We start from the raw sequence: 11,489 nt of genomic DNA, 5'->3' as shown, positions 1-11,489 counted from the left end.
TTTTAGTTTTAAAAGATTTAATAGAAGGAGAGTATAATTTATGAAAGTAACAAAAGCAGTCATACCAGCAGCAGGACTTGGTACTAGGGTATTGCCTGCAACTAAGGCACAGCCTAAAGAGATGTTAGTAATAGTAGATAAACCGTCATTACAATATATCATAGAAGAACTTGTAGAGTCTGGAATAAAAGATATAATCATAATTACTGGTAGAAATAAGAATAGTATTGAAGACCATTTTGATTACTCTTATGAATTAGAAGATACTCTTAAAAAAGATGGAAAAGATAAATTATTAGGAAAAGTAGAGAGCATATCATCTATGGCTAATATCTGTTATGTTAGACAAAATCATCCAAAAGGATTAGGACATGCTATATTAAAAGCTAAATCTTTTGTAGGAGATGAGCCATTTGTAATAGCTTTAGGGGATGATATAGTATACAATGATATACCAGTAGCTAAGCAATTAATAGATAATTATTCTAAATATCAATCTAGTATAGTAGGTTGTCAAGAGATAAAGGAATCTGATGTTTCTAAGTATGGAATAGTAAAACCATCTAAATCATTAGATGAAAAAACTGTAGAGATGGCAGATTTTATAGAAAAACCTAGTATAGAGGAAGCTCCATCAAGACTTGCCTGTCTTGGAAGATATCTACTTACTCCAAAAATATTTGAATACTTAGAAAAAACAGAACCAGGAAAAGGTGGAGAGATACAGCTTACAGATGCCATAGTAGCTATGATGAAAGATGGAGAAAAGGTATTAGCTTATAACTTTGATGGAAAAAGATATGATATAGGTAATAAATTTGGATTACTTAAAGCAAATATAGAGTTTGGACTAAGAAATGAGGAGACAAGAGAGGAACTATTAGAATATCTTAAAAATATCTAGGAGCAACTTATGTTTAAAATCAACCAAAATATATACAATAAAATAGGAGAGTTAGGTGTATATATCTACACCCTCTCTCTTTTTATATCCAAATCTGGAGTAAATATAGGACTAGGATTTTTAGCTCTAGCCTTTTTACTCTATCTTTGGGATAAGAGAAAAATCAGATTAACAACAGAGGAAAAATATATATTGGTTATCCTTGTTCTACTACCAATATTTAGTCTTTTCTCAGCAGGGGGAACTCACTCTTTTCAAAGAGCCTTAGAAAAGTCATATAGGTATCTACCTATCTTCTCTATACCTCTTTTTATAACCAGTGAAAGGGTAATAAAGATAATTCTATCCCTTTTCTCTCTGAGTATATTTATTAGTTTTATCAATGGAATATTTTTCTACAAAAAACTTAAGTGGAATTTCAATGCAAGGCTAATAAGTTTCTCTAGTCATCCACTAGATGAAGCACACATATTAGCTATGGGAAGTTTACTTCTTCTTGCACTCATTATATACAACATAAAATTTAAAAAATACAAAGAATTACCTATCTATCTTCTAGCCTTTATCTTAGCACTAATAGCTCTTGTTATGACACAGGGAAGAGGGGCTTGGCTTGGATTTTTAGGTGGACTATTTGTAGTAGTATTCCTACTTATGAAAAACAAAAAGCTCTTTATAGTTGGTGTAATCTTAGTGGGAGTATTGGGAGTAGGAGCAGTTACAAGTAAAGGTTTAGAGAATAATAGATATATTAAAAGATTTGAGAGTATACAAAACCTAGAGGATACATCTAACAAGATAAGACTATTTATGTGGGAAAGCTCAATAGATATGTTTAAAAATAACCTTCCCTTTGGAGTGGGAAGAGATAATGCTAGTAAGTATGCTTTAGAGTATATGGAGAAGAATAATAAATATGATGAGATGGAGCATAAATGGGCAAAGTCTCATCTTAAGCAGATAGCTGGCTCTGGTAATCTTCACAGTATGTATTTCACAACTCTTGCTGAGGAAGGGATACTAGCTTTTCCTTTTATAGGGATGTTTCTATTTATCCTATACAGACAATTTAGATACTGTATAGCTAGAGAAAGAGATTTGAATTTCTATCTTGTAGTAGGTACAATGGGTATGCTTGTAGCCTTTTTAATAGGTGGGTTTACTGAGAATGTATGGAGAGAGATATGGAAATCCAATGTGTTGGTATTCTCCTTAGGGCTATATCTATCTAGAGTAAAGAGTAAGAATTAGAGAGCTTAGGCTCTCTATTTTTTTTACACATATTATGGTATAATTATGAAAAAGTAATAGAAAATAAAATATAAATAAAGGGAGAGATATGAGAATATTTAGATTTAATGAGATAGATTCTACAAATAAATATTTAAAAGAGAGAGAAGATTTAAAAGATTATGATTGTGTAATTGCTAAAACTCAAACAGCAGGAGTAGGGCGTCGTGGAAATGTATGGGTATCCAATGAGGGAATGGCAATTTTTTCATTTGCTCTTCAAGAAGATAAAAATCTCTCTTTAGAAGAGTATATGAGATTACCATTAGTAGCTGGAATATCAGTATTGGGTGGATTAAAGAAAATAGAGAACTTAGATTATAAATTTAAATGGACTAATGATATTTATATACAAGATAAAAAAATATGTGGTATCTTAGTGGAAAAAATAAGAGATTTCTTTATAATAGGTATAGGAGTTAATGTTAATAATGATGATTTTGGCTATGCTCAAGATAAAGCTACATCATTAAAAAATATAACAGGAAAATTTTACTCTACTGAGGATATAATTTTTTGTATAATAAATGAGTTTAAAAAATATTTCTCTGAAAATTGGGAATATGTATTAAAGGAGATAAACTCATATAACTATTTAAAAGGAAAAGAGATAGAGATAATAAAATATGGAGAATCATTAGGAAGTGGAATAGCTAAAGATATAGTCTATGAAGGAAGATTAAAAGTTGAGATAGATGGAGAAGAGAAACTGTTTAATATTGGAGAGATTCATATAAAAAATAGGAGATGATTAATGAATAGAAAAAAAGTTGTATTAGGAATGAGTGGAGGAGTAGACTCTTCAATTTCTGTATATCTACTTCAAAAACAAGGATATGAAGTAATAGGAGTTACTTTGAATCATAAGAAAGAGGAAAGTTTAAAAGAAGAGATAGATTCAGCTAAAAAAGTAGCTAATTTTTTTAATATAAAGCATAGGGTTATAGATATTGAGGATATTTTTCAAAAAGAGGTAGTTAATAATTTTTTAGATGGGTATTCTAAAGGAATAACTCCTTCTCCTTGTGTAATTTGTGATGAGAGAGTTAAGATGAAAATACTTTTTGACATAGCAGATGAGGAGAAAGCTTACTATGTAGCAACTGGACATTATTGCTCTACAGAATATAATGAAGAGTTTGATAAGATACTTTTAAAGAAAGCAAAAGATAGTAAAAAAGACCAAAGCTATATGTTATATAGATTAGATAGTGACAAGATTTCAAGACTTCTTTTCCCCCTTTTTAAATACACTAAGAATGAAATAAGAGAGATTGGAGAAAATATTGGACTAGAGGTACATAATAAAAAAGATAGTCAGGGGATATGTTTTGCTAAGATAGGATATATAGATTTTTTAAAGAGAAATTTAGGAGATAGTATCAAAAGAGGAAAATTTATAGATAGAGATGGAAATATAATGGGAGAACATGAAGGATATCAACTCTATACTATTGGACAGAGAAGAGGACTCAATTTAAAACTTCCAAGAGCATATTTTATAACTGCTATAAATCCAGAGAAAAATGAGATAACTTTAGGAGAGTATAAAGAATTAGCTAGAAAAAGAGTGGAACTAGTTGATTTTAAATCCCCAATTGAATTAGAAAAAATAATAGAGAAAAAAGTTATAGGAAGACCAAGATTTTCTAGTTTTGGTGCTGAAGGAAAAGTCATAGTAGAAAATGAAAAAATATATTTTGAATATTTTGAGGAAAATGTTCAAAATGCCCCAGGACAACATCTTGTAATCTATTATAAAGATTTTGTTTTAGGTGGAGGAATGATAGTAGATAAAAAGATATTTTCATAATAAATAAAACAAAAAATAAATGTACTATAATAGTTGTTTTCTTCTAAAATAAAACACAAAAAACTTTACTTATTTAAAGAAAAGGAATATAATATTGCTAGAAAGAAATAATAGTAACTGGAGGAAAAAAATGGCAGATGTATATGAAAAATCATTAGAATTACATGAGAAAAGTAAGGGAAAATTATCAGTAGTTTCTAAAGTTAAAGTAGAAAATAGAGATGATTTAAGTTTAGCTTATTCTCCAGGGGTAGCAGAACCTTGTAGAAAAATAGCAGGTAATAAAGAAGATGTATATAAATATACTTCAAAGGGAAATTTAGTAGCAGTAGTAACTGATGGAACAGCAGTATTAGGATTAGGGGATATAGGACCAGAAGCAGCTTTACCTGTAATGGAAGGAAAATGTGTATTATTTAAAGAGTTTGGAGATGTAGATGCAATTCCTATATGCTTAGATACTAAAGACACTGAAGAGATAATTAGAACAGTAAAATTAATTGCTCCAGGGCTTGGTGGAATAAATTTAGAGGATATTTCAGCTCCTAGATGTATAGAGATAGAAACAAGATTAAAAGAGGAATTAGATATTCCAGTATTCCATGATGATCAACATGGTACTGCAATAGTTGTAGCAGCTGGTCTTATTAATGCTTTAAAAGTCGTAAATAAAAAAGTTGAAGATATAAAAGTAGTTGTAAATGGAGCAGGAGCAGCAGGAAGTTCTATTATAAAACTTATAAAAAAATTAGGAGCTAAAGAGGTAATAGCTGTTGATAGAGTAGGAATCTTAAGAAGAAGTGATAAAGATAAATATGATTTCTCTAAAAAAGAGTTAGCTGAGATTACAAATTCTCAAGATATATCTGGAGGACTTGCTGAAGCAATAGTAGGGGCAGATGTGTTTGTGGGAGTGTCAGCACCAAACTTATTATCTAAAGATATGGTAAGAAGTATGAATAGAGATGCAATAGTATTTGCTATGGCAAATCCTACTCCTGAAATTATGCCAGAGGATGCACTAGAAGCAGGAGCAGCAATAGTAGGAACAGGAAGGTCAGATTATCCTAACCAAATAAACAATGTACTAGTTTTTCCAGGATTATTTAAGGGAGCATTGAGAGCTAAATCTAAAAAGATAACTGAAGAAATGAAAATAGCAGCAGCAGAAGGGTTAGCTTCTTTAATAAAACCAGAAGAATTAAGAAAAGATTATATAATACCAGATGCTTTTGATAAGAGAGTAGCAGAAGCTGTAGCAAGTGCAGTTGAAAAGTTAGCAAAAGAGCAAGGAATTTGTAGAGGTTAGATAAAAAAATCCAGAGAGAAAAATCTTTCTGGATTTTTTGTTTTCCCTATCCTAATAATTCTAAGAAAGCTTCCATTCTTATTTTTATTTGACCAAAATCAGTTTGTGAATAGTCAGTTTCTAAAGCTATATATGGAATCTCTTTATCTTTAGTAACAATTTTTCTAATATTATAACTTTCTACTGCATATGTGTGACAAGCTTGTAATACTACTTCAACTACTCCATCTATTTGGTACTCATCTATTAGATTTTTTAAAATCTCTTCTCTTCCTTTATTTGGACTCATTACTGAACAAGGAATATTTAAATATTTTTTAGCAAGTGCAGTTATAGGAGTTTCACTTTCATCAACTAATTCCTCTAAATTTTTTATACCACTACAATTTTCAAAAGCAACAACAACTCCACCTAACTCTTCTAAAGGTTTAACAACTTTTTCATATACTCCACCTATAGGACAACCTGTTATTAAAATTCTTGGAGCATTTTTAGAGATAGGTCCTTCATTATTTTTATGTACTTCTTTTAAATGTTCTATCATCTTAGTTAATCTCTCATTTTGTTCTTTTTTATCAAAGGTAAAATTTGCTCCTTCTAAAACTTTATAAATTTCATATCCTGAAATTGGTGGGGGAACTAATTTTCCTAAAGAATAAAACTCTTTTAGAATTTTTCTCTCCTCATTACAAAATTTGATATTCTCTTTTAATTTTTCTTCTGTAATCTCTACATTAAATTTATTTTCTAATTTAGTGATAAGCTTTTCAATCTCTTTTTTCCAAAGCTCAAGTGATTCTTCATTTTTCATATTTGGAAGATTCATTATATGAGTATCTTTAATTTCTCCAAGAAGTTCATACATTTTCTTTTTTCCATCACAAGTTGTTTCACCTACAACCAAATCTGAAAAATACATATATGGACATTTATCAGTTAAGGCAAAACCATAACTTGCTTTAATTAGAGGGCATAAATTTTTAGGAAGATGTTTTTCAGCTTCTGGTATAGTTTCATCATTTGAAGCACAAAGTGAAACTGGATGAGCTCCTGCTGCATAAATAACTTCTTTAGGAGTATAAGTACAGAATACTCCGACCATATTTTCTCCTCTATCTTTTATCTCTTTAGCTTTTAAAAATCCTTGTCTTCTAGCATCAGAAAAAATTTCAAAGTCTTTCGGTAAATTATTCATATCTGTTCCTTTCTTTTAAACTATCTATTTTTAATTTTTTTAGCTGTTAATGCTGCACCAATAGCACCAGCATATCTAGCTAGTTCTGTGTCTGAATAGACTTCTCCTTTTAAGGAGCTACTCAATAATTCTAAAATATATTCATTTGAACATAGTCCACCTGTTAAGAAAAATAATGAATTTTTAGCATGTTTCCTACATAATGAACTTACTCTCTCAATAACAGAATTTACAACACCATAGGCTATATTTTCTCTACTTTCACCACGTCCAATTAAACTTATTACTTCTGATTCAGCAAAAACTGTACACATAGATGTAATTTTAGTGTCCTTCCCATTTTTAGAAAGTTCTATTAAATCATTGATTTTTACTCCTAATATATTTCCCATAACTTCTAAAAATCTTCCTGTTCCAGCAGAACATTTGTCATTCATGATAAAATCTGCTACCATTCCATCTTGCAAAGTAATTATTTTTGTATCTTGTCCACCTATATCTATAACAGTACAATCTTGTTTAAAAAGGTAATAAGCTCCTAATCCATGACAAGTTATCTCTGTAATAGTTTTATGTGCAAAAGGGATTGAAACTCTTCCATATCCAGTTCCTACTATTTTTGTATCCTCTTTTATATATCCCATATCCTCTAATTTTTTTAAAATATTATCAGAAGTTTCTACACAACTCCAACCAGTTGGTAGAGTAAACTTTTCTATTATCTTTTCAGAATCCATAACAACTACTTTTGCTGCTGTAGACCCAATATCTATTCCTATAAAAAACAAAATTCCTCCTTATGTCAAATCCTATGATATTCCTTTAGTCAATCCTGATATTAAATATCTTCTAAAGACAAATGAAAATATCATAGGAGGTAGTAGTGTTAAAATACCCGCTGCTGCTATCTGTCCATACAATATTAAATCCTTTGATGAAAACTCAGCTAAGAGAACAGTAAGAGGCTTTACATCTCTTGAAGCTGCTAATATTAAAGGTAACTGGTATTGACTCCAAGCTCTTAAAAATATGATTAACATTCCAGTAATGATTATAGGGTAAACATTTGGAAGTAATATTTTTAGTATGACTTGAAATCTTGTGCATCCATCAATTAATGCCATCTCTTCTATCTCTATTGGAAACTCTTTAAAATAGTTCATAGTTATCCAAGTTACAAGTGGAAGAAAAGATGAAACATAAATTATTGCTAACCATCCTATACTATTTAAAAGATTTAATTTTGAAAATAAAGTATAGAGTGGAATTATTGTAGTAAAAAATGGAATAACCATAGTTGATAAAAGAATTGTCATAAATATTTTAATTCCTTTTATTTTTCTAAATCTAGCAAAAGCGTATCCGCTCATAACTGCTAGAGGTGTACCTATAATAATAGTTATTGCACTAGTAAAAAGAGAGTTTTTCATAGCAAGTAAAAAATTACTTCCCTCTTTTACTTTCGGATTTAGTAATTTTAAATAATTTGAAAAATTGATACTCTTAGGGAAGAAAACTAATTTATCATTAAAAATATCTTTTTCAAAACTAATACTTATAATAAAACACCAAATTATTGGAACTAGTATAAAGATTAAAAAGAGGAAAACAGCAATATAATAAATAAGATTATTTTTATCTTTCTTCATCATTTTTCTCCCTTTTTAAAAATTTTATATAAATAAGACCTATTACTCCTAAAATAAGTGTTAATGTATAAGAGATAGCACTTCCATAACCTATATTTAGAAAAGAAAAAGTCTGTTTATAGTTGTATAACATAAAAGGTTCTCCTAATTTTCTAAATCCTACAAGAGCTACTACTTCATCAAAAATATTTATACTAGCTAAGATTAAATTAATTATTACAATTAAAAATGTAGGTTTAAGTATTGGAATTAGTATATCTTTTATTTTATAAAATGTTGAAGCACCATCTACTTCTGCTGCTTCAAAAATATCATCTGGTATAGCTTTTATATTTGCTAAAATTAAAATACTGCAAAATGGTATTACTCTCCAAGAAAGTATTATTCCAAAAATTATTAAAGAGATATATCTATTATTTAACCAAAGTATAGCACCATCTACCACTCCCAAATAATAAAGAACTTTATTAATTAATCCAAATTCTGGATAAAACATAAACTTCCAAATAACTCCATTTACAACTGGAGGGAGAGCCCAAGGGATAATAGCAATAGCTGTAAGAAAATTACTAATTTTTCCCTCTCTATTCAGAATTAGAGCTATTATAAAACTAAATATTACTCCAATAATTAAAACAATGACTACAATTATACTTGTGTTTATAAGAGAGCTATAAAAATCTAAGTCTCTAAATATTTCAATATAGTTTTGAAGCCCTATAATTTTTTTATCATAGGGCTTAGTTAACTTGTAAAATTGTAAACTATATATTAAGGTAAGTAGTATTGGATATAGTATTGTCGTAATTACTATAAAAATCCCTGGCAGTACTAAAATGTAGGGAAATATTTTATCTTTTCTACTCATTAATTTTTAAGAAGCTCCTTTATTTTTACATCAATTTGGTTAACTGCTTCTTCAGGAGTAATATTTCCACTAGCCATACTATTAATAGCATTATAAATAGAACTACTCATTTCTGCATAATAAGCTGGTACTCCATTAGGGAAAGGAGATTTTACTAGAACAGAAGTTTCTTTCATAGCTCCAGGATTTTTAATCTCTCCAGCATCTATAACAGCATTTAAAACAGAAGTTCTTGTTGGAATAGCACTAATCTCTTTAAAGAAAGCTCTTTGTGTATCTTGAGAAGTATACCATTTAACAAACTCTTTTGCTGCTTCTTTATTTTCAGATAGAGAAGATACTCCTACTGCCTCTGTTAAAGCCATAGTTTGTGTAGTTTTTCCATCTTTACCAGGTGGAAGAATAACTTCAATTTCACCAATAGCTTTAGATTGAGTCGGGTCAACAGCTCTTGCTATGAAAGATGTAGGTCCAATCATAAAAGCTGCATCTTTACTTAAAATCTGTCTATAGCTATCTAAACCATTTAAAGTTAGATTAGCTGGATTAATAAGCTCTTTCTTTAACATATCATTTACAAAATTTAAAGTAGTTAGAGCATTTTCTTTATTCAAAGTACCATCTTCATTAAAAACTTTTCCATCTCTTAGATAAGTTAACCAAATAAATGATGTAGTTGTTGCTTCATTAGCATTTAGTGGGAATGTATATGGATATTTTAAAATATTTTTTTCTTTTAATATTTCCATATCTGCCATTACATCATTCCAAGTTTGAGGTTCATCTAAACCTACTTGTTCATATATCACTTTATTATAATATCCTATACGAAAATCATTTGCATAAGGTACTGCTAATACTTGACCATTTACAATAAATGTTGAAATACTTGGAATATCATTGATATCTTCTTGTGAAAGTTCGATAGGCTCTAACCATTTAGCTTTTTCAAACTCTCCTATCCAAGACCAATCTACTTCAAAAACATCAGCAGCTGCTTTATTTCCACTTGCTGCTATTGCAATTTTATTTCTCATATCATCCCAAGAAACTGTTTCTACATTTACTTTAATTCCTGTTTCTTTTTCAAACTCTGCTAACATATTCTGTGGTGGCACTCCCCAGTCTGGAATCATAAATGTTATTTCCTGATTTTTTTCCTGCTTTGTTGTGGGCTCATCTTTAGAACATCCACTTAAAATGATAGTTCCAGATAGTACTAAGGATGTTGCCAATAAAAATTTTTTTCTCATATTTTAACCACTCCTTTATTTTGTTAGCTAAAGATAGTATAAAAGATATTTTTATTAATGTCAATGATTTCAAAGGTTTATTTACTACTTTAAACATAAAAAATACACCTGATATCAAAAATATCTGGTGTATTTTTATAAAGTTAATTAATTTTTAGTTAATATCTCTTTTTAGAAGCAATCCATTGGAAAATATTGATTCCATTGTCATTGATAGGAGAGTTATGTAGTGTATAGAAGTAAGAACCATGTGGATCATACTTATTTCCATCAATAACAACATCTTTATATTCTGTGTAAACTACATCTGCACCTATACTCTTTAGATATTTAAAAGACTCTCTTGAATTTGATACAGGGACAGTAGTATCATCTGAAGCATGAACTAACCAGATAGGGGTATCTTTTACTGTATTTAATTCTTCTGTACTTGGCATATAAGCTGGACAAGTAATGAAGGCAGCAGCAAACAGGTCTGTGGCATAAACTAATGTCTTAAAAGTTTGATACCCACCCATAGAACAACCACCAATATATATTCTATTTTTATCTATTTCTGGATTTTCCCTAATATAAGTTTTTATTAAATTTACTAAATCTGGAGTATAATCCTTTTCTCCAACTAACTCTCTTTTACCTACAAAAAATGATTTCATCCAAAATGTAGGAGTTTGAGGAGCTAAGACATAAGGAGTATCAAATATTTTTTGAGCATCCTCTTCAACAAAAGCTACTCCTCCACGATTTCCCAATATTTGAGTAATATTACTATCTCCACCTTCACCAGCACCATGTAACCAAATGATTAGAGGATGTTTATTACCATCTTTTTGAGGTTTAAAATCTCTGTATTTTAAACCATACATTTCACCAGCAGTAAATTTATCTACATCTTTAATTTTTAAAGATTTCATATAATATTTATATGTATCTTTTTTTATATATAAGGAAATTATAATTTGACTTTTTAAGAGAAAAATAAGGAATTAGTTAATATTTCTATTAGAAGTTTAATAAAATAAGAAAAAATAAATATTTTTGTAACACAAAAAAGCTGATTTTAATCAGCGCTACCAACAATATTCTTTCCAACAAATGGAGCCTTTTGATATATTAAAATATGAAATTCTTCTTACTTTCATTTTAATTTTACAATTAAAACAATAGAAAGGATTTATTCCAAATGTTTTCCAGATTTTCTAGTTGAT

Annotated in this window: 11 protein-coding genes; 5 read left to right on the top strand and 6 right to left on the bottom strand. The window is 29.2% G+C overall.

Annotation, left to right across the window (positions count from 1 at the left end):
* Nucleotides 1-40 precede the first annotated feature (40 nt).
* The 5 genes from galU (at nt 41) to FMAG_RS09765 (ending at nt 5,316) form a co-directional block, all read left to right on the top strand.
* The gene (gene galU / locus FMAG_RS09785; protein ID WP_005886323.1) at nt 41-904 is read left to right on the top strand and encodes a UTP--glucose-1-phosphate uridylyltransferase GalU; all 864 of its coding nucleotides are present in this window, start codon (nt 41-43) and stop codon (nt 902-904) included.
* A 9-nt stretch (nt 905-913) separates the two neighbouring features.
* Entirely contained in the window at nt 914-2,155 is a 1,242-nt protein-coding gene (locus FMAG_RS09780) for an O-antigen ligase family protein (protein ID WP_005886321.1), read from the top strand.
* 88 nt (nt 2,156-2,243) lie between these two features.
* Entirely contained in the window at nt 2,244-2,945 is a 702-nt protein-coding gene (locus tag FMAG_RS09775) for a biotin--[acetyl-CoA-carboxylase] ligase (protein WP_005886319.1), read from the top strand.
* Nucleotides 2,946-2,948: 3 nt separating this feature from the next.
* Nucleotides 2,949-4,007: a tRNA 2-thiouridine(34) synthase MnmA gene (mnmA, locus tag FMAG_RS09770; RefSeq protein WP_005886317.1), complete on the top strand. Its 1,059-nt coding sequence runs from the start codon at nt 2,949-2,951 to the stop codon at nt 4,005-4,007.
* Nucleotides 4,008-4,137: 130 nt separating this feature from the next.
* The gene (locus tag FMAG_RS09765) at nt 4,138-5,316 is read left to right on the top strand and encodes an NAD(P)-dependent malic enzyme (protein WP_005886315.1); all 1,179 of its coding nucleotides are present in this window, start codon (nt 4,138-4,140) and stop codon (nt 5,314-5,316) included.
* Between the two features lie 46 nt (nt 5,317-5,362).
* On the opposite strand, the gene FMAG_RS09760 is transcribed toward FMAG_RS09765, so the two are convergent.
* From FMAG_RS09760 to FMAG_RS09735, 6 genes are all read right to left on the bottom strand, one after another.
* Nucleotides 5,363-6,511 (bottom strand): double-cubane-cluster-containing anaerobic reductase, encoded by a 1,149-nt coding sequence (locus tag FMAG_RS09760; RefSeq protein ID WP_005886313.1) that lies wholly within the window; start codon nt 6,509-6,511, stop codon nt 5,363-5,365.
* 20 nt (nt 6,512-6,531) lie between these two features.
* Entirely contained in the window at nt 6,532-7,299 is a 768-nt protein-coding gene (locus FMAG_RS09755) for an acyl-CoA dehydratase activase (protein ID WP_005886311.1), read from the bottom strand.
* Between the two features lie 21 nt (nt 7,300-7,320).
* Nucleotides 7,321-8,160 (bottom strand): carbohydrate ABC transporter permease, encoded by an 840-nt coding sequence (locus tag FMAG_RS09750; protein ID WP_005886309.1) that lies wholly within the window; start codon nt 8,158-8,160, stop codon nt 7,321-7,323.
* Complete coding sequence (locus tag FMAG_RS09745) at nt 8,147-9,028, bottom strand: carbohydrate ABC transporter permease (protein WP_005886307.1); 882 nt, start codon at nt 9,026-9,028, stop codon at nt 8,147-8,149. The genes FMAG_RS09750 and FMAG_RS09745 overlap by 14 nt, the downstream gene beginning before the upstream one ends.
* Nucleotides 9,028-10,281 carry a sugar ABC transporter substrate-binding protein gene (locus FMAG_RS09740; RefSeq protein WP_005886305.1) on the bottom strand — a complete coding sequence of 418 codons (1,254 nt, stop codon included), beginning with the start codon at nt 10,279-10,281 and terminating at the stop codon, nt 9,028-9,030. The genes FMAG_RS09745 and FMAG_RS09740 overlap by 1 nt, the downstream gene beginning before the upstream one ends.
* Before the next feature lie 158 nt (nt 10,282-10,439).
* Nucleotides 10,440-11,195, bottom strand: a complete 756-nt coding sequence (locus FMAG_RS09735; protein ID WP_005886303.1) for a carboxylesterase family protein — start codon at nt 11,193-11,195, stop codon at nt 10,440-10,442.
* Nucleotides 11,196-11,489: the final 294 nt, after the last annotated feature.

Source organism: Fusobacterium mortiferum ATCC 9817, assembly GCF_000158195.2.
Lineage (GTDB): Bacteria > Fusobacteriota > Fusobacteriia > Fusobacteriales > Fusobacteriaceae > Fusobacterium_A > Fusobacterium_A mortiferum.
Note: the sequence above shows the minus strand (reverse complement) of the source record. Positions and strands in the feature narration are given on the sequence as shown.

Excerpts from the sequence above, each read along its gene's own strand:
- FMAG_RS09745 (WP_005886307.1), bottom strand. The coding sequence starts at position 9,028 with ATGAGTAGAAAAGATAAAATATTTCCCTACATTTTAGTACTGCCAGGG.
- FMAG_RS09735 (WP_005886303.1), bottom strand. The coding sequence starts at position 11,195 with ATGAAATCTTTAAAAATTAAAGATGTAGATAAATTTACTGCTGGTGAA.
- FMAG_RS09750 (WP_005886309.1), bottom strand. The coding sequence starts at position 8,160 with ATGAAGAAAGATAAAAATAATCTTATTTATTATATTGCTGTTTTCCTC.
- FMAG_RS09775 (WP_005886319.1), top strand. The coding sequence starts at position 2,244 with ATGAGAATATTTAGATTTAATGAGATAGATTCTACAAATAAATATTTA.
- FMAG_RS09765 (WP_005886315.1), top strand. The coding sequence starts at position 4,138 with ATGGCAGATGTATATGAAAAATCATTAGAATTACATGAGAAAAGTAAG.
- FMAG_RS09760 (WP_005886313.1), bottom strand. The coding sequence starts at position 6,511 with ATGAATAATTTACCGAAAGACTTTGAAATTTTTTCTGATGCTAGAAGA.
- FMAG_RS09740 (WP_005886305.1), bottom strand. The coding sequence starts at position 10,281 with ATGAGAAAAAAATTTTTATTGGCAACATCCTTAGTACTATCTGGAACT.
- galU (WP_005886323.1), top strand. The coding sequence starts at position 41 with ATGAAAGTAACAAAAGCAGTCATACCAGCAGCAGGACTTGGTACTAGG.
- FMAG_RS09780 (WP_005886321.1), top strand. The coding sequence starts at position 914 with ATGTTTAAAATCAACCAAAATATATACAATAAAATAGGAGAGTTAGGT.
- mnmA (WP_005886317.1), top strand. The coding sequence starts at position 2,949 with ATGAATAGAAAAAAAGTTGTATTAGGAATGAGTGGAGGAGTAGACTCT.